This is a genomic window from Streptomyces sp. TG1A-60 (assembly GCF_037201975.1).
GTDB lineage: Bacteria > Actinomycetota > Actinomycetes > Streptomycetales > Streptomycetaceae > Streptomyces.
Map to the genome: position 1 here is coordinate 5,973,372 of NZ_CP147520.1, position 19,318 is coordinate 5,992,689.

Here is a 19,318-nt window from a genome sequence, read left to right on the forward strand (position 1 = left end):
TGTGGCAGTCGGCCGCAGGTTAACGGGGCAGGTAGCGTCCGGCGGGGGTGCGGGTGATCCAGCCGCGCTCGGCCAGCTTGCGCAGCTTCCCGCGCACCGGCTCCGCCATCGCCGGCACCGCATCCAGTCCCAGCTCGCGGGCCACGTCCTTGGCCTGCAGCGGGCTGTCGCCGCCCGCGACGATCTCCATGATCTTCTGGTAGTCGGCGGGCAGGTCGTCCGTGCCGGTGTCGGGGCCGTGGTGGGGAATCAGCAGCTGGCCGGCGGCTCCGGGCGTGCCGCCGGTGGCCTCTTCCAGGGCCTGCTGCCAGGCCGCGGCGTCAGGGTGCCCGGCCTCGGCATCCTCCCGGTATCCAACTCGACACACGGTAAGGGCAACATCACCCACCGTCGAGAGGGTCTTCAAGGCTGGTACTCCAGTTGCGCTTCGCGACTCTCAGCTGCGAAGGCCACGCGGCCCACACCGCCCCTCGCATACAATTCCGCTTCGTGTCCCGGGCGGTGGAGCGGACGGTCCGGCCGGGGTCCGGCAGAGATCACACCACGCAGGGGGAGGCCCGCGGCCCGTGGAGCCACTGAGGGACGACGACCCGCGGAGCGTCGGCGGATACACCCTGGTGTGCCGGCTCGGCTCGGGCGGGATGGGCCAGGTCTATCTCGGTGAGTCGGCCGCCGGTTTCCAGGTCGCCGTCAAGGTCATCAAGCCGTCGGTGCTCGACGAGGACGGCAGGGCGCGTTTCCTGCTCGAAGTGGACAGCCTCAAGACGGTGTACGGGCCGTTCATCGCGTCGTTCGTCGCGGCGGACGCCCATGCGGACAGGCCTTGGCTGGTGGTCGAGTTCGTCGCCGGTCCCGACCTGCTGACGTATGTGAGCGGGCACGGGCCGCTGCCGCTCGTCGAGACCGCCAGTCTCGGCGCTCTGCTCGCCGAGGGGCTCGGCACGGTGCACGAGGCCGGGCTGCTGCACCGTGACCTCAAGCCGCAGAACATCCTCCTCTCCTCCTACGGCCCCAAGGTGATCGACTTCGGTCTGGCCGTGCTCGCGGAGCGGCGCTCCACCCTGACCGCGACCGGCGTGGTGGTCGGCTCGGTCCTGTGCATGCCGCCGGAGCAGGCCCGGGGCGAACACCAGCTCGACCACCCGGCCGACGTCTACGGTCTCGGCGCCGTCCTGCTGTACGCCGCCACCGGCCACTACCCCTACACCGGGCCCAGTTGGCAGGCGGTCGCGCTCAGGATCGAGGACCCGGCCACTCCGCCCGACCTGAGTGGCCTGCCGTCCGAGCTCGTGCCGCTGGTCTCCGCGATGCTCGCGCTCGACCCCGCCGACCGACCGACGCTGGAGCAGGTCACCCAGCGGTTGGTGGGCGTCATCGCCGACCGTGGCCTGACCGCTGCCCAGGCCAAGCGCCGGCTGACCGACCGCACCCCCGCTGTCGAACTGCCCGAGCCGTCCACGACGAATGACCTCCCGGAGGGGTGGACCGGCTACACGCCGACCGTCGTGGACGTGGCATCGCGGGAGGACGACGAGGCGCAGTGGGGCGAGCGGTCCGACGCCGAGCACGATGCCGAACCGGACGACTACTGGTCCGCTGCCCCGTCCGATGCCCCGCCTGCCGAGGTTCCGGTGCCGTCGGCCGCTTCGGCGCCGGGAGACGCCGCCTCCGCGCGCACCGGCGTCCGTCCCTCCGCACCGCTGCGGATCGCCGAGCAGCTGCGGGCGGCCTACGCGCGGGAGGCGCGTTTCTGAACGGGCCCGTCCCCGAACGGCTCCGGCAGGCCCGTCCCGCACGTGACCTGGCATATCGGCACGGCCCTCGCGGACCGCGTGAAACACTTGCGGCGCACTGATCGCGACGCGTTCTCCACGTGCCCGACGGCACGCGCAAGGCATGTGCATGCCGGGTGACCCAGCCGGCGACGGCGGGACCCGCAGCGCGGCGGGCGGTAAAAAGGCGGGGCGTACGGCATGACGACGGCAGGGACGATGGAGGGGACACCGGTGGCACAGCAGGGGGAGACCCGGTATCCGCCCGGCGCGCAGATTCTCGTACGGGACGAGGAGTGGCTGGTCAGGACCGCTGTTCGGGCCGGCCATCCGGACGACGGTGACCAGATCGAGGCGATCGGTGTCTCGGAGTTCGTCCGGGACGAGGAGGCCGTCTTCTTCACCGGGATCGACAAGGTCGAGCTCCTGGAGCCGGAGAAGACGCTTCTGGTGCCCGACACCTCCTCCTACTTCCGCCGGGGCCGGCTGTTCCTCGAAGCGGTTCTGCGCAAGACGCCGCTGCCGCAGTCCGAGCGCGGTCTCGCCCTGACCGACCGTTTCCTCCTGGACCCGCTTCCCTACCAGCAGCGCCCGGCGGAACTCGCCCTCTCGATGCGCAACCTCCGTCCGCGCATCCTGATCGCCGACGTCGTCGGCCTGGGCAAGACGCTGGAGATCGGGCTGACCCTCGCCGAGCTGATCCGGCGCGGCCGGGGCGAGCGCATCCTGGTGGTCACCCCGCAGAGCGTTCTGGAGCAGTTCCAGCACGAGCTGTGGACCCGTTTCTCGATTCCGCTGGTGCGGCTCGACTCCCTGGGCATCCAGCGCATCCAGCGGGAGATCCCCGCCGGCCGCAACCCCTTCACGCACTACAAGCGCGTCATCATCTCCGTCGACACGCTGAAGAACATCGGCCAGTACCGGCACCACCTGGAGCGTATCCAGTGGGACGCCGTCGTCATCGACGAGTCGCACAACCTGATCAACCAGGGCAGTCAGCGCCGCGCCCTCGCCGAGACCCTCGCCCCGCGCACGGACGCCCTGCTGCTGGCCAGCGCCACCCCGCACAACGGTGACAAGCGGTCCTTCGCCGATCTCATCACCCTCCTCGACCCGGCGGCGATCGCCGACCCGGACCACTACGACCCGGCCGCCGACCTCGGCCATCTCTTCATCCGCCGTACGAAGATCAGCCCCGAGGTCCGCAACGGCATCGGCACCGAGTGGGCGGACCGGGGCCCCACCAGGTCCCTGCACTGTGCCGCCACCGAGGCCGAGGAGAAGATCTTCGCGGAGCTGACCGAGCACTGGCTGCCCGCGCCGTCCGGCAGCACCGAGTTCGGCACGGCGGACCAGGACCCGGGCGGCTCGGTGAGCACCGACCCGCTGTTCGCGTACAACGTCCTGAAGACGTTCCTGTCGTCCCATGTCGCTCTCGCCGAGACGGTCACCCGCCGTATCGCCGCACTGGAGGAGCGGGTGCGCAAGGCCGGGGAGAAGGGCCTGCGCCCTGACCCGGCGATCGGCCCGGAACAGGCCGCCCTGGCCCGCCTGCGCGCCCTCACCGCTTCCATGGGCGACGGCACGGCGCAGGGCGACTCCGCCAAACTGGACGCGCTGGTCGAGCAGTTGAGGGAGATCGGGGTGGGCCCGCGCAGCGACACCCGCGTCGTCGTCTTCTCCGAGCGGGTGCCCACCCTCAAGTGGCTGGCGAAGGTGGTGCCCCCACGGCTCGGCTTCCGCGCCGACAAGGCCGACAAGGGCGTGGTGAAGGCCGTACGGGTCATGCACGGCGGCCTGAGCGAGGAGGAGCAGCGGCTGTGCCGGGAGGCGTTCGGCCTCGCGGGCGATCCGGTGCGGCTGCTGTTCACCGGCGACGTCGCCTCCGAGGGCGTCAACCTGCACCGCCAGTGCCACCAGCTCATCCACTACGACATCCCGTGGTCCCTGATCCGTATCGAACAGCGCAACGGCCGTATCGACCGCTACGGGCAGCGCCACGAGCCGCAGTTCCGGGCGCTGATCCTCACCTCCTCCCAGCCTGGCGCGAAGGACGACCGGACCGTCGCCGAGAAGCTCCTCGCGCGCGAGGAGGAGGCCCACAAGCTGAACGGCACCGCCGAGGCGGAGACCGGCTACTACCGGGCCGACGAGGAGGAGCGGCGCCTGATCCGCGAGCTGGTCGAGGGCGGCACCGTCGAGGACTTCCTCGCCTCCGCGCCCGCCGCCGACGACACCGACCTCGCCGGGCTCTTCGGACAGGTCGACACCATCACCGAGGAGGAGCTGCCGCCGCGCGCGGAGGTCCCCTCGCTGTTCGGCGGTGACACGGCGGCGTTCGTGAACACCGCGTTCGCGGAGCTGTACGCGGACCGGGCGGAGGACGCCATCGGCCTCTCGTACGCCGAGGACGCGAAGCGGCGCCCCTCCTTCTCCCTCTCCCCGGACAAGGCGCCCGACCTGCTGCGCCGGCTCAAGGCGCTCCCGCCGTCCTACCTCAAGGAGCAGGGCGTCGCCGAGCGCATGATCCTCACCTTCGACCGGGAGCTGGCGCAGGACAAGCTGACGGAGGCCCGCGAGGCCACGGACTCCATGTGGCCCACGGTCTCCCACCTGAGCGACATCCACCCGGTGGTCGAGTGGCTCACCGACAAGGTCCTGGTGCAGTTCGGGCGGCAGGAGGCCCCCGTCATCACCTCGCCCCATGTCACCCACCCCACGTTCCTCATCCAGGGCATCTACTCCAACGCCCTCGGCCGCCCCACCGTCGTGCGCTGGATGGCCGTCAGCTCCGAACCCGGCGCCCCCGTCGAGCCGATGACCGACGCCCTGGCCGCGGCCCGGGTGGGTCCCGCGCTCGCCCGCACCGGCGGCCCCCGCGATCTCGCCCGCCTCCAGTCGCTGGTCCCGGCGGTGGTGGCGGCGGCACGCGACCACCTGGAGAAGTACAAGGCCGAGTGGGCGGAGCAGATCAGCGGCCCGCTCACCGAGTACCGCGACCGGCTGAAGGAGTGGCGCCAGGATTCCCTGCCCGGCGCGAGTGCCCGGCGGGAGCGGCAGATCGAGGAGACCGCCGACGAACAGGCCCACCTCCTGGAGCAGTTGAACACCACGGGCCTGCCGCTGCTGCGGGTCCTGGCGGTCCTGGACAAGCCGGCGCCCGACGGCGCGCTGCCGGAGGCACCCGGTGGCGAAGAGTGCGGAGAGGGAGAACCGACGTGACGTACGACTCGCTGGTCAACCACGGCGACTACCTCTCGGCGCACTACCTCGCCGAGGTCCTGCCGAAGGACCTGAAGGCCAAGGACGGTCTCCTCGCACGCTGGGCGACGGCCGAGGACGACGCGCGCCGCGCCCACTCCGCCGCCGTGGCCGCGGCGAAGGCGGCGGGCGCCGACCCGGCCACCGTCCCGCCCCGCGCCCGCACGCCCCGCGAGGGCCTGCGCGCCCTGCACGGCCCCTACTTCGCGAGCCGGGCCGACTTCGCGCAGGACGCCGCCGCCCTCGCCGAACCGGACGCGCCCGTCCCCGCCGACTGGGCCAAGCGCCTCACCGACCTCCACCTGGCCACTCTCCGCGCTCTCGGTTACGGCGACGCGCACGAGCAGACCGTCACCGTCCACCGTGCCGGACACGAGTACAGCGTCCAGGCCGCGCACGCCGAGCCGGGCCTCATCGCGGTCTCCTGCGGCTGGACCGCCGAGCCCGACGCCGCCCTCGACCCGGACGGCGCGGGCCGCCTGCTGCACCCGGTGGCACTGGAGGCGTCCGGCCGCCTCACCGACGCCAAGGCGGTCACCGACTTCCTCTTCGAGGGCGAGGAGCCGCCGCGTTACGTCCTTCTCCTCGCCGGTGGCGTCATCGTCCTCGCGGACCGGCTCGCCTGGCACGAGGGCCGCTATCTCGCCGCCGACCTGGACGCCGCGCTCAACCGCCGCGACGACCGTAACGGAGGCGAACTCGACACTCTGGCCGCCCTGTTCGGCGCGGACTCGCTGCGCGTACCCGAGGAGGGCGGCGCCTCGCCGCTCGCCGGGTTCGTCGACAAGTCCGGCAAGCACGCCGTCGGCGTCTCCACCGAACTGCGCGAGGGCCTGCGGCTGTCCGTCGAGTGGATCGCCAACGAGGTCCTGGCCCGCCTCCGCTCGCCCGAGAACGGCGTCTCCCCGCAGCAGCTCGACGACCCGGCGCGCCTCGCCAAGGAACTCAGCCGCGAGTCGCTGCGCTACCTCTACCGCATCCTGTTCCTGCTGTACGCGGAGGCCCAGCCCGCGCTCGGCATCCTGCCCGCCGACTATCCGGAGTACGCGCGCGGCTACGGCCTCCAGCGCCTCGGCGACCTCGTCGTACGCGACCTGGTCGGCGAGCGCTCCCGCCGCGGCTTCCACCTGTACGAGTCCCTCGACCTCCTCTTCCGGAAGGTCGAGGAGGGCCACCGGGAGTACGGCAGCGAGCCCGAGGACCTGATCGCCGAGGAGGCAGACCGGGCCGCGACGAAGGCGGAGCAGGAGGCCGCCGCACAGCTCGCCGCCGGAGCCGTCACCCGGGCCGAGTACACCGACCTGATCCGCGAGGCCGACCGTGCCCGCCGCGCCGCCGCCCGCAGCGCCGACGTGGGCCTGCGCTTCGAGCCGCTGAAGTCGGAGCTGTTCCAGAAGGACGCCGTACGCCTCATCTCGTCGGGCCTCATCGAGAACCCCTCCTACGAGGGGGAAGCCGAGGGTGCGGACGAGGGCGGGAGCGGGGGCCCGAAGCGCGGCGAGTTCCTGGACACGCGGCTGCGCAACGAGACACTGCACAAGGTGCTGCGCCGCCTGATGCTCACCAAGGGCAAGGGGCGCGAGCGCGGCGGCTTCATCTCGTACGCCCAGCTCGGCATCAACCAACTGGGCGCCGTCTACGAAGGGTTGATGTCGTACTCCGGCTTCATCGCCGAGGAGGACCTGTACGAGGTCGCCAAGGGCGGGGACGCGTCCGGCGGCAGCTGGATGATCCCGGCGTCACGGGTCCAGGACTACCCGGAGTCGGTGTTCGTCGAGCGCGCCCACGAGGAGACCGGCCGGCCCATCCGTGTGGTCCACCCGAAGGGCTCGTTCGTCTACCGCCTGGCGGGCCGCGACCGCCAGACCTCGGCCTCGTACTACACCCCGAAGTCCCTCACCGAGGTCACCGTCGAACTGGCCCTCAAGCACCGCCTGGACCAGGACGGCACCACCACCCCGGCGCGCGAACTCCTGGAGTGGAAGATCTGCGAGCCCGCGCTCGGCTCGGGCGCGTTCCTCAACGAGGCCATCGACCAGGTGGCGGCGGAGTACCTGCGGCGCCGCGAGACCGAGTTGGCGCCACGCCGTGTCGACGCCGAGCAGCGCCAGATCGAACTCCAGAAGGTCAAGGCGTACATCGCCCTCCACAACGCGTACGGCGTCGACCTGAACGCCACCGCCGTGGAGCTGGCGGAGGTGTCCCTCTGGCTCAACTCCATGCACCCCGGCATGCGGGCCCCCTGGTTCGGCCTGCACCTGCGGCGCGGCAACTCGCTGATCGGCGCGGGCCGGAAGGTGTACGCGGCGGATGCGCTGCCGCACGGCGACTGGCTGTCCAAGAAGTCGCCGCTGCCGCCGACCGAACTCCCCTTCCGCGCAGGGCCGTTGCCCGAGGGCTCCGTTCACCACTTCCTCCTCCCGGCGATCGGCTGGGGCGCGGTCGCAGCCGAACCGGAGGCGAAGAAGCTCGCGGAGGATCAGGCGAAGGCGCTGGGGCAGTGGCGCAGGGGCGTCCAGCGGGCGCCGAAGGCATACAAGCCCTTCGAGGAGCAGGAAGAGGAGCCGAGGGAGAAGCGGCAGAAACGGTACGACCGCTGGGCCAAGGCGGCGGAGAAGACGGAGATGTGGCGCGTCCAACGGGTCGCCCGCCGGGCCGAGTTCCTGTGGAGCCTGGTCGCCAAGCGCCTGGAACTGTCGGAGCGGAAGGTGTCCCGGCGGATCGACGTCTGGGGCGCCGACTGGCTCGAACCGTCCGCCGAGGCGACCGACAAGCAGAAGGTCCTCGACGACCTGACCGCCCTCGGCACACCGTACTGGCGGCTGAAGACCGTCATGGACGCCTGGTGCGCGCTGTGGTTCTGGCCGCTGGACAAGGTGGCCGACCTCGACGGTACGAGTCCGGACTACGCGGCGGGCGGGGGCGTCGTCCGCGAAGAGGAAGTGGCGGCGCTGCTGGCCGGGGCGGCGCCGGCCGCTCCCGCAGAGGCCCCCGTGCCGACCGGGCCCGCACCGGGGGACCTCGCCTGGCAGGCGGCGGGGCTGTTCGACGATCCGGATGGCGAGCAGGGGGAGTTGGGTGAGGTGAACGCCCTTGCCGCCGACGGCGGGAAGGGCCTGAAGAGCCGTACCCGCCGGGCCGGTGAGAAGGGCGGGCGCGAGGCGCAGATCGGGGCGGACAGGTGGCGTGAGGTCATCCCGCTGAAGACGTTCGCGGACTGGCTGGACTTCCTGGAGACGACGCTCGGCACCAACGACGCGGACGGGTCCTTCCTGGACGGCCTGGACGACCTCCCCGTGGACGAGGCGCTGCCCATCCTGGAGGACTTCGAGCGCGACATGGACGGCGCGCTGGGCATGGACCGCGCGTTCAACCTCCGGTCGCGGTTCCCGTGGCTCCACGTGGTGGAGGACATCGCGGGCACGACCGAGAAGGACATAAAGGCGGAGGACGGGCACGGGTTCTTCCACTGGGAGCTGCACTTCGCGCATGTTTTTCGGGGGTCTGGTGGGGGGTTCGACCTTCAGGTGGGGAATCCGCCTTGGGTCAGGCCGGACTGGAACGAGGGCGTGGTGCTCGCCGAGTTCGAGCCCTGGTTCCAGCTCTCGGAGAAGCCGTCGGCGACGACGTGGCGCGAGCGGAAGGCCGACGTACTGTCAGATCCCGGCCAGCGAACGTCCTACTTGCACGACTTGGTCGCCACAAGTGGCACGGCCATGTACCTGAGCAACTCGGTGACGTATTCGCTGATCGCGGGTACGAGACCGGACCTCTACCGGGCGTTCATGTGCGCCACATGGGCTCACACGGCTGGCAGGGGAACGGTGGGCCTCGTCCACCCTGACTCGCACTTCAGCGGTGACAAGGAAGCGCGACTGAGGGAGGCGGCCTACGAACGGCTTCTGATTCATGGAGACTTCGTCAATGCGGGCAACCGGTTCTTCCCGCCGCCGGTTGGGCGATCCAGTCACTTCGGGGTGCACATCTACGGACAGCCCGGCGAGATCGGCTTCGACCACCTGTCTTGGTTGTTTTCTGTGGATGCCCTACGCAATTCGGAGCACGACGACGGCACAGCGCCGGATCCAGGAGTTCGGTACGGCAGCACGTGGGACGAACGGCCTCATCAAAAGCGCATCGTGCGGGTGGACGAAGAGACTCTTGCCCGGTGGCAGCGCCTGACGGGTGAGGAGGATCAACCTGTCCGGCAGGCCCGGCTGTTGTCACCCGTGAGCACGGCAGAAGCTCAGGCAATCAACGCCCTAGCGGACTATCCGGTTCGGCTGGATGCCTACTCTCCACAGATCAGCAGCGGCTACAACGAGAAGATCGCCAAGGACGATGGCCTCATTGGCTACAACAGGCCAGACGAGCGCGGCTTGGTTCATAGTCCAGCCGATTGGTCCGAGGTGATCCTCAAGGGGCCTCAACTCGGCCTGGCAAACCCGATGTTCAAGCAGCCGAGCCAGGGCGGGGGCGAGGTCCTGGGTCTCAACCCGATGACGCTCGCTGATGACGCCGTGCCAGAGTCCGAATACGTGTACGTGGCGGAGAAGGCCGTCTACCGCGCGGCGCAGGACAAGTGGAGCGACGGCCGGACCTTGGACCAGCTGAAGGCTTCGGCGCGCGAGGTGGCGAAGACGCGGATCGCTGTCGCCAAGGGTCGGGAGATTGCGCCGGAGAAGGTTACGGAGGAGGAAGTCGAGGGGCAGCTGGTGAGGCAATTGCGGCGGCCTTATACGGAGTTCTATCGGGTGATGTGGCGGGAATTTATCGCCCCCGATACTGAGCGTAGCCTGTATGTCGTATTGGCGCCCCCCGGACCTGCTCACATCCACGCTGTGCGGAGTGCGGCACTGGTGGACAATCGGAATACTGCGCTGACAGCGGGCTTTTGGTCAGGAATTCCTATTGACTATCTCTTGCGGACGACGCGTGTTAGGCATCTTGATGCAGCGTCGGCTCGGCGACTTCCAGTTCCGTCAGAAGGGCATCCGCTAGCTTCTGCGCTACTTCTGCGAACGCTACGACTTAACTGTCTTACCTCTGCTTACTCGGACCTATGGGCCGAGCTATACGATCCCTCGTGGCCTGGATACGAGCCGTGGGCGGTGGGCTGGTCGGGCATGCAGGCACTCCACGACGTGGGCCCAGCCTGGCAGCGTGGTACTCCGTTGCGCAGCGAGAGAGCCCGGAGGGCGGCACTTGTTGAGATTGACGCCATTGTTGCAGTCTGGCTTGGGGTGAGTGCTGACGCGCTGGTAGCAATGTACAAGTCACGCTTTCCGATCATGCAAGACTTCGATGCCTCCACTTGGTTCGACGCGAACGAACGTAAGGTCGCCGGTGATCGCTACACCTATGGCCACGGACAAACTAAAGAGGACTACGAGCAGTTCCTTACTTACGAGAAGGGTGAGCGGCCTGAGCCCCCTGCGGGTTACGCAGCGCCTTTCTTTAAGGCGAATCGTGAGCAGGAAATGCGTGCAGCACATGCGTACTTCGCTGACCGTCTTCCAGGGGCAACGAACAAGGGTGAACGGGTGTCCGACAGTGCGTCAGGGTGATCTGGCACAGGGGTGTCGCTGTCATGAGGCCCTTGAGCGCACGCTGTGAGGGGGCAAGCCCCTCCCGTCAATCCTGACGCGGATTGGCTCGCGCATTTGTGGGCAGGCGGTCGAGATCCGCTGACACCTCTGCTGGCGAGGTCTCAACCCTCAGGGAATCAGTGCTGCGAAGTGGATCAATTCACTCCGGATGTGTGGATTGATCTGCATCTCTTGACCTGCTGGCGGTCCACCATCAGTCTTACGAGGGCAGACGAGGTCGCATGGCCTTGTCTGCCCTCGTTCAGTCTTGGACGAGGTCGGAATGGGGAGGGTTCGTGGTGACCGAGACTGTCCAGGTGTCCATAGGTACGGGGCGTACCTTGCGTTCGATGGCGGCCATTCGTGGCTGCTCCGCAGGCGAGGTGATCGATTGGCTTCTGGAAAGAGGGGTTGGGAGCGCTCAGGGGGTGGAGGGGACGCGAAGTCTGCTGCCCGGAGAAGTCGCCGTTTTCGCTACGTACAAAGGCGAACGAGTATCTGGGGTCCTGGATAAGACGAGTCGTAGGGTTCAGGTGACCTCTGGTTCGCTCGCTGGCAGTTGGTTCGGGTCCCCGAGCGGAGCGGCGAAGTCCGTTGTGGGTGCACTCAATCCTGGCCGTCGGCATTCAGAGCAGAACGGTCTGACGTTTTGGAGGACTGAGGATGGGCGGCAGGTGAAGGAGATTCTCAACTGACGCTTGATACGTACCGCGCCCGCGCCCGCGCCTGGCTCGTGGTCTCGGTGCGGGCGCGGTACGGCGCGCACTGAAGGAACGGAGGGGTCAGGCCCGGGCAGCGTGCGCGAGGAAGGCAGTCCAGGTTGCCGAGGTGAGGGCGAGTTGCGGTCCCCCCGCACCTTGGAGTCCCGGACATGGACGGTATCGGGGCAGGACGCCACCTCGACGCAGGCGTCCTCGAAGTCGCTGCTGTGGCTGGACTTGTGCCAGCAGAGGGCCACCTCGACGCAGCTGTCGCCGTCGGAGCCGCTGTAGCTGCTCTTGAACCAGGCCAGTTCGTACGTGCTCATAGCGCTCCTCGCAATCGCTTCAGCAGGCTCCGGGAGTCCTCAGGGGGCAGAGCCTGTGAGCGCATCCTGGCATACCGCTGGAGCATGATGCTGACCTCCTTGGAGTCGGAGACCAACATCCCGCCGCGCTGGCCTTCGGCATAGCCGAGCCACTTATTGTCGGAAGTTTCCAGAAGCTGCATGGGCCCGTCGAACCCCGCATGATCCGGCTGCCGCAGCGGCATGATCTGAAGCTCGACGTTGAACTCGGCCGCCCGCTCCAGCAGATGGTCGATCAGATTCCGAGTCGCCTCCACGCCACCCGTACCACGCTCGATGAGTGCCTGCTCGACGATGAAGCTGAATGCGATCGGCGGCCTGCGCCGGAACAGTTCCTGGCGCTCCAGCCGGGAAGCCACTTGCCGGTCGACCTGCTCCTCGTCCTTGACCGGAGGGACGCTCTCGGTCACCGAGCGCGCGTACGCCTCCGTCTGCAACAGGCCCGGGATCACTCGGCATTCGTACGTCCACAAAGTGATCGCCTCCGCCTCCAGCCGAGCCCACTGCCTGAACCAACTCGCCAGCCCCGGCTGACGTGACAGACGCCGTGACGCGGCCCGCAGGATGCCGAACGCGTCCAGGATCTCCTCCGCCCTGTCCACGAATGCCGCAGGCGGGAAGCGGCGGCCCTGTTCGATGGAGGCGACCGTCGGCACCGAGTACTGCACCCTCAGCGCGAACTCCTCCTGCGTCACGCCCGCCCGCTTACGGAACCCCTTGACGACCTCGCCGAACGTCCTGAGACTGTCCGACACCTCGGGCTCGCCGCCGCCCGAACCGGCCCCCGTCCCACCCGTACCGTCCGCCATGCCAGGACACCTCCCACACGTCCGCCCCGCTGCTCGCGCCCAACGCGACCATGGTCACGTTCAGTTACCCATACTGTCCACCCTGCGTACCCGTACGCTGACACGGCGTACGGGTCGCTGACCTGGTGAACAGACCCCTGACCACGTCAGATTGGGGCCATGAGGCCCATCTCCACTCTCCAAAGCCCCGTTACCGTACGTGTGTTCGCTCAACGATTCAGCTCCACCCCGCTGGGCGCCCGCCTGGCCCGCCACCTCGCGGTGCACCGGCTGCACGACTGGGGCATCCCGTACGGCTCGGGCACCTCCGACACCGCCGCCCTCCTCGTAGCCGAACTCGCCAGCAACGCCGTCACGCACGGGCGCGTACCGGGCTGGGACTTCGAACTCCGGCTCAGTCTCGACACGTACGCGTACGCGCGCACCCTGCGCGTCGACGTCTCCGACGCGCGCGGTGAGCGCAGGCCTCTCCGGCCCGACGAGATCACCGTCCCGGAGGCAGGTTCCGAGGACGGGCGAGGGTTGCTGCTCGTCGCGGAGCTGGCCGACCGCTGGGCCGTCCTGGACCGCGTACCGGTCGGCAAGACCGTCCGCGTCGAAGTGGACCTGCCGCACTGACGTGTTCGCCCGTCGTCCACGGTGGTCGAAGACCAGCTCAGCCGGGTCGTCCGCTGCGCGGGCGCCCCACGCGAGCGGTCCACTTGCGGCGCCCGGACAGGTCCGGACGCCGCAAGAAGTGGTGAACTACCGAGTGGGAGTGCCGGAAGGCTGTGGTTCCTCATCCGGCGGGCGGGTCCTGGTGCCGGGGACCGTTGGGGTTGGCGGAGAAGTCGCCATGCGAGCCGGGTCGAGAATGACGGCGCCGAACTCGCGGGCCAGAAGACCGTGGATGGTCTCCCAGGTGCGGATACGGCTGCGCTCGCGCCGTTCAGTCCAGCGTTCGTGCAGTCGCATCCCGCCGAAGATCCCCATGGCGCAGGCCAGTATGAGGGCGATGAGCGCGTAGATCGGCGTGTAGCTGTCGTCGAACATCGACCGGTGTTCGTCCACCTGTCGAGCGTTGATGCCGAAGAAGCCGAAGAGCAGGCTGAGGGTACCGGTGACCGTGGTGACGAAGGTGACCGCCACGACCGTCCGAATCCGACGGCGGTCACCGGCTCGCTGCTCGGTGCTCTCGACCGAGGTCAGTTCGGCGGCGATGGCGTTGCTCAGTCGGCTCAGCATCTGTCCGATGGTGGTGGAGCGCTCGGTGAGCCCCATCGCGGCGTAGAGGGCGTTGTGGAAACTCTCCACTCGTAGCGCCGGAACGAGAGTTCCGATGTCGCCGCCGGCCTCCACGCTGTAACTGAGCTCCAGTTCGAGGTGGCTCAGTCCTTCGGAGATGGACTCCAGCATGGTGCGGCGGCGGTGCATGTCGCGTTCGTCGTCGGACCGGGCTCGGAAACGGTGCCCGTAGGCGTAGGCGACTTCTCGGATCTCCCGCAGACGTGCTGCTGATCCCACGGTCTGCACGGCGGAGAGCAGGGCGCAGTTCTCTATGTAGTCCTGATGGCCGCAGATGAGGCTCGCGTACGGCCCGAGAGCACCCACGGTTGTGGGCCGTCTGTTGAGTTCGGCCGGATAGGTGATGGAGCTGTGCTCCGGTCGGTACGGGAGGTCGGAACGGTAGATGACCCGCTGGATGGTGTCGTCGTCAGGGGCGTCCTCTGGGGACGCGACGCTGCGGAAGACCAGCTGGTGCCGCTCGGGGAGAAAGCCGGGGGTTCGCCCCTCCGTACGCTCCGGGCGGTAGCCGACGCGCTCACCCGCGAGCCGCTCCAGTGGCACGCCCGAGCATTGGATACTCGCGTAGTAGAGATCTTCCATCAGCGGAACGGATTCGACGAGGCTCAGCGGGACGTCCATCGTCAGGGCGACCAGAACCTGGCCCGAAGGATGCAGGAAATGCCAGAGCGTGGCGGCCGTGGGTGCGCCTGGTTGCCAGCGTTGGCATACGAGAGACGCGCAGTCGAGGGATTCCTTCCGAAGAACCCTTGGTAACTGATTTCCGGCCATCTCGTAGAACGGTGCCAGACGCCCGAAGGCGAGCGCGTCCGTCGGAGCGTGGCCATTCGGAGGCAGCCGGGCCGGGTCGCAGACCCAGGACGTCGAGTAGACCGTCGTGATACGGAGATGAGGTCGGGAGGCATAAGGGGCGAAGAGGTCGCCGCCCGAGCCATTAGAGCGCGTGCCAGCGCCGTTCAAGGTCACCCTTTCGCAGAGACTCCATACGCACCGCGAACTCGTCCGCCGCCGGACCGGACTGGGCGTTCTGCATGAGCCAGGTCGTCATACCCAGTTCCCGCGTCGTGCGGAGCACCGGATAGCCGTGCCACTCGGTGACATCGGTGCCGTAGGTGTGGACGAAGTCCGCATAGTCGTCTGGTGGCAGGCCGAACCGGTCCACGGCCATGGCGGTGGGGACCAGGTCCCAGGCCCGTGGACCGATCGCCACCGCCTCGTAGTCGATGAGCAGGGCGCGGTCGCCGTCGCACAAAACGTTGCCGCGATGGGCGTCGCCGTGCACCAAGTGTCGGGGTGAGGAGTCGACAAGGGCGCGGAAGTCGTCTTCCGCGTTGTCGCAGGCTTCGGCGAGGAAGCGGACGTCCTCGCGTCTGATCCCGGAGACGACCTCAAGACGACGGCGCATGATGGGGAACGGATCAAGGACGGGCAGCGGGAAACCTGGATCCGGCAGGGCGTGCAGGTCGCGGAGAAGTGCGGCCAGAACAGTGAAGGAGGCGGGGGAGAGCTGTCCGGCACGTATTCCCAGAACGTCACCAGTCGGCCGTCGGCCTCGATGGGCTGTGGGGCTCCCGTCGGGTGCACGGACGGGAATGCGTGCCCTGCGAGCCAGTGGGCTACAGCCAGTTCCTTGGCTACTTTGTCGGCCATCTCCGTCGAGCGGGCGACCCTGACAACGACGCCGACCTCGGGGAGAGCGAACAAGGCGTTCTCTCCGAGCCGCAGGAGATCCGCGTCCGGGAACTGGGGCAGTCCGGCAGAGTTGCACGCGGCAAGCATGGCCCGCCGCGCGTTGTCCTCGGTTAACCCTTCACGGGCTTGGTGGGAGTCCATCCCGGCCAGCCTCCCGAGGTGGCTGATCAACTGTCAAGACAGCGCCGCGTACCGGTCGGCAAGACCGTACGCGCCGAGCTGGACCTGCCGCGCTGACGGGCGCGTACGCCGTCTATAGGGTGACCGGAGGAGTTGCGAGGTCACGGATGAGGGGCGGCGACGCGGAGACATGGCGGGCCTGGAGGACAGCGGCAGCAGGCGGCGGACCGGCGGGGGCGAGCGCCCCAGCAGGTTCCAGCGGTATCTGCCGCTCGACGAGAGTGACGACCCGGAGCTGTCCGGGCTCTTCCCGTCGCTGTTCGCCCCTGTCGAGGTCGGTGACGACGGGCGGCCGACCGGAGTCGAGCTGGAGGAGCCCGCCGACGAGGCCGACTCCGAAGACGGGGACCAGGACGACGGACCCGACGCGATCTCCGCTCCCTTCCGACCCGAGAGCATCAAGATCGAGACGCAGGCGACCACCGTCGACCTGCTGCTGTCCCGGATGCGGGAGGAGATGATCGATCTCGCTCCCGACTTCCAGCGCCGCGCCGGAATCTGGAGCGACGTCGACCAGAGCCGCCTCATCGAGTCGCTGCTCCTGCGCATCCCCATCTCGTCGTTCCACATGGCGCAGGACGCCGACGACAACTGGGCGGTCGTGGACGGCATCCAGCGGCTCACCGCGATCGCCCGCTTCATGGCCCCCGGGGCTCTCGGGATGCGTCCGCTGACCCTGCGCGGGCTCGACTACCTCCACCAGTACCACGGCTGCGGATACGAGGAACTGTCCGGACGGCTGAAGATCCGGCTGCGCGAGACCCAGCTCGTGGTGCACATCATCCAGCAGGGGACTCCGGAGACCGTCAAGTTCAACGTCTTCTCCCGGATCAACACCGGCGGTATGCCCCTGAAGCCGCAGGAGATCCGGCACGCAATGATCAAGGGGCCCGCCAGGACGTACCTGGCCGACCTGGCGGAGGACCCCGCGTTCATCACCGCCACCGGCGAGAGCGTGTCGAACGAGCGGATGGCCGACCGCGAGATGGTCCTGCGCTTCATGGCGTTCCGGCTGACCGACCCGTCCGAGCACAGGGAACGGGACTTCGACCAGTTCCTCGTCGACTCCATGCACCGCGTCAACCGGCTCAGCCTCGGCCGGCGCTACGACCTGGCAGTGGAGTTCAAGAAGGCCATGTGGTGCGCCACCGAACTGTTCGGTGATCACGCGTTCCGGAAATGGCGTGGCGGCAAGGGCAAGTCGCCCATCAACAAAGCCCTGTTCGAGGCTGTCGCGGTCAATCTCGCCATCCTGGACGATCACAGGCGTGAGGCTTTGGTAACGTCCCGTGACAGGGTGCTCGAAGGGTTCTTCGAGCTGATGAAGGACTGGGACTTCGACCGCGCCATCTCCGTCGCCACCGGCGACCCGAAGAAGGTGCGGACCCGGTTCGGCATGCTGAACGAGCTCTTCTCGGGGGTGGCGAGCGGTGATTGACCGGCTGACGCTGACGAACTTCAAGGCGTTCCAGCACGCGGACCTGGAGTTGGGGCCGCTCACTCTGCTGACCGGTCTGAACTCCTCCGGCAAGAGCAGCGTCCTGCAGGCGTTAGCCATGCTGCACCAGTCGTACACGGCGGGGGATCTCGACCGGGCGGGCGAGGCGGCCCGCGAGGGACAGCTGAAGATCGGGACCGTCCCCGGCAACGGCTTCCTGCTCAACGGCGAACTCGTCGGCCTCGGCACCGGCCGGGACGTCCTGCACGAGAACTTCACCGAGGACGAGCCGGAGATCACGCTCGCCGTGAACGAGGGCGCGTACCGCTACTCCTGGACCGTCGCCTACGAGCCCGAACAGAACCTGCTGCCGCTGAGCGCCGTCGACCTGCCGCTCACCAGCGAGGGTGCCACTCCGCCGGTCGGAGACGCCGCCGTCATCCCCGGCTACTTCACCGCGGGCTTCCAGTACCTGCACGCCGACCGGATCTCCCCGGCCGAGTTCTACCCGCGCGACCACCACACGGCCATCGGCCGCGGCTTCCTCGGCGTACGCGGCGAACACACCGTCAACTTCCTTCGCCACCACGCCACCGACGAGGTCCCCGAGGGGCCGCTGCGGCACCGGAGCACCGCCGCGAAGGGGCTGCTCGCGCAGGCCGCCGCCTGGGTGGGGGAGCTGTGCCCGGGGGTGGACATCCAGGCCGCCGCCATCGACGGCACGGACGTGGTGCGGCTGTCGTACGGCTTCTCGGGCCCGAACGGTACGCGCCGGCGCCCGACCAACGTCGGTTTCGGGCTGACGTACGCCCTGCCGATCGTCGTGGCCTGCCTGACCGCGCGGCCCGGCTCGCTCGTCCTCCTGGAGAACCCCGAGGCGCATCTGCACCCGCAGGGGCAGACCCGCATGGCGGGGCTCGCCGCCGCTGCCGCGGCACAGGGCGCGCAGCTCGTCGTCGAGACACACAGCGACCATGTGCTGAACGGTGTTCGCCTCGCGGTGAAGCGAGGGGTGCTCGCCCCTGAGCAGGCCGTCCTGCACTACTTCCGGGGCGACGGTGAGGGCGTCGACGTCGTCAGCCCGAGCATCGACCGGGACGGCCGGCTCGACCAGTGGCCCGAAGGGTTCTTCGACGAGCTGGAGAACACGCTCGACCAGCTGCTCAGCTGACCGTCCGGTCACCGGACCGCCGGGATCCCACCGGCCACGAAAGCGCGCGTACGCCATCACGAGGGGGAGATGTGCCGCTGCTGTTCCTGAACGAGAGATCCTGCGGAACCGGATGCGACCCGGCGCGCGCCGAGCGTGCCATGACCGGGCTCGCCGAGGCGGTGCTCGCGGTGTTGCTGGCCGACCGACCCGGCACGGTGCTGGTCAGCCGGGAGCCCATCACCGGGCTCCAGATCGCCGACGGTCATCCGATCGGCAAGTGGCACGGGGCGCCGCGCAACAAGGAACTGTGGCAGCGGCTGCTCCTGATGCAGAGCAAGTGGCCGTACCGGACCGTCTTCCCGGAGGGGGAGAGCTACTTCGACGTCGAGTACCGCCACCGGGGCGAGACGGTCGACGGGCTCGGCGCGGCCCACCTGATGGACGGGCTCGGCGTCTCCTTATTGGTGGACGCGTGCTGGAGTGAGCACCAACTGACGCTGGAGCGCGAGCAGTTGGTGGAGAACGACGACGGGGAGTCGGACGAGTCCGAGACCAGCGAGGTCTCCGTCCGGCACATGGCGGAGCAGGATCACTTCGAAGCGCACCGGGCCTGGATCAAGGACGGCGTAGAGGCGGTCCGCAGGGGTGGGCTGAACGCCGTACGGCGGGGCGAGGAGTTGTGGGAGGGGCGGGCGTCCCTCTTCCCGCACCTTCGGTTCCTGCCCAGGGTCGAGGCGGATCTGCGGCAGCTGCGTGAGGCATGGGTGAGGCCGCTCGGCATCCGGCTGGCCGAGCTGGACCAGACGGTGGCCGCCTGGAATCCGGCGACCGAGCCCGACGGTCCGCAGTGGCGGTCGAAGATCACGCCGGAAGGCCAGAACCGCAGGAAGCTGTGCGTGTTCGAGGACTTCGACGGCAGGTCGCGACACTTCGACACGCATGCCCGTTTCACTCCCGGGCCGGGGCGCGTGTACTTCCGTGTCGTGGCCGAGCCGAAGACGCTGCACGTCGCCCACGTCGGCCTCAAGATCGGCATCTGACCCCAGGAGAGCCGTCGACGCTGGTCGTGGCCCTC

General features: G+C 68.7%; 11 protein-coding genes and 1 pseudogene. 7 read left to right on the plus strand and 5 right to left on the minus strand.

From position 1 onward, the window contains the following. Positions 1–19: 19 nt before the first annotated feature. Complete coding sequence (locus tag WBG99_RS25955; RefSeq protein ID WP_338898605.1) at positions 20–367, minus strand: winged-helix domain-containing protein; 348 nt, start codon at positions 365–367, stop codon at positions 20–22. Between the two features lie 199 nt (positions 368–566). On the opposite strand from WBG99_RS25955, the gene WBG99_RS25960 reads away from it, so the two are divergent. From WBG99_RS25960 to WBG99_RS25970, 3 genes are all read left to right on the plus strand, one after another. Then, positions 567–1,754 carry a serine/threonine-protein kinase gene (locus WBG99_RS25960; protein ID WP_338898606.1) on the plus strand — a complete coding sequence of 396 codons (1,188 nt, stop codon included), beginning with the start codon at positions 567–569 and terminating at the stop codon, positions 1,752–1,754. A 219-nt stretch (positions 1,755–1,973) separates the two neighbouring features. Then, positions 1,974–4,994, plus strand: a complete 3,021-nt coding sequence (locus WBG99_RS25965) for an SNF2-related protein (protein ID WP_338898607.1) — start codon at positions 1,974–1,976, stop codon at positions 4,992–4,994. Further along, positions 4,991–10,600, plus strand: coding sequence for a DNA methyltransferase (locus WBG99_RS25970; RefSeq protein WP_338898608.1), 5,610 nt, complete (start codon positions 4,991–4,993; stop codon positions 10,598–10,600). Before WBG99_RS25965 ends, WBG99_RS25970 begins: the two co-directional genes overlap by 4 nt. Positions 10,601–11,403: 803 nt before the next feature. Here WBG99_RS25970 and WBG99_RS25975 read toward each other — a convergent pair. Both WBG99_RS25975 and WBG99_RS25980 read right to left on the minus strand, forming a co-directional pair. Further along, positions 11,404–11,648: pseudogene (locus tag WBG99_RS25975) on the minus strand (DUF397 domain-containing protein). After that, entirely contained in the window at positions 11,645–12,496 is an 852-nt protein-coding gene (locus tag WBG99_RS25980) for a helix-turn-helix transcriptional regulator (RefSeq protein WP_338898609.1), read from the minus strand. Before WBG99_RS25980 ends, WBG99_RS25975 begins: the two are co-directional and overlap by 4 nt. 159 nt (positions 12,497–12,655) lie before the next feature. Between WBG99_RS25980 and WBG99_RS25985 the strand changes: the two genes are divergently transcribed. After that, positions 12,656–13,114 (plus strand): ATP-binding protein, encoded by a 459-nt coding sequence (locus WBG99_RS25985; RefSeq protein WP_338898610.1) that lies wholly within the window; start codon positions 12,656–12,658, stop codon positions 13,112–13,114. Positions 13,115–13,240: 126 nt separating this feature from the next. Here the strand turns inward: WBG99_RS25985 and WBG99_RS25990 are convergent, their stop codons facing one another. Continuing rightward, positions 13,241–14,746 carry a hypothetical protein gene (locus WBG99_RS25990; RefSeq protein ID WP_338898611.1) on the minus strand — a complete coding sequence of 502 codons (1,506 nt, stop codon included), beginning with the start codon at positions 14,744–14,746 and terminating at the stop codon, positions 13,241–13,243. Then, positions 14,715–15,548, minus strand: a complete 834-nt coding sequence (locus tag WBG99_RS25995) for a phosphotransferase (RefSeq protein WP_338898612.1) — start codon at positions 15,546–15,548, stop codon at positions 14,715–14,717. The genes WBG99_RS25990 and WBG99_RS25995 overlap by 32 nt, the downstream gene beginning before the upstream one ends. A 234-nt stretch (positions 15,549–15,782) precedes the next feature. Between WBG99_RS25995 and WBG99_RS26000 the strand changes: the two genes are divergently transcribed. From WBG99_RS26000 to WBG99_RS26010, 3 genes are all read left to right on the plus strand, one after another. Next, a complete protein-coding gene (locus tag WBG99_RS26000; protein WP_338898613.1) occupies positions 15,783–17,090 on the plus strand; it encodes a DUF262 domain-containing protein in 1,308 nt (435 codons plus the stop codon). Next, positions 17,083–18,261, plus strand: a complete 1,179-nt coding sequence (locus WBG99_RS26005) for a DUF3696 domain-containing protein (RefSeq protein ID WP_338898614.1) — start codon at positions 17,083–17,085, stop codon at positions 18,259–18,261. Before WBG99_RS26000 ends, WBG99_RS26005 begins: the two co-directional genes overlap by 8 nt. A gap of 71 nt (positions 18,262–18,332) precedes the next feature. After that, positions 18,333–19,283 (plus strand): hypothetical protein, encoded by a 951-nt coding sequence (locus WBG99_RS26010; RefSeq protein WP_338898615.1) that lies wholly within the window; start codon positions 18,333–18,335, stop codon positions 19,281–19,283. Positions 19,284–19,318: the final 35 nt, after the last annotated feature.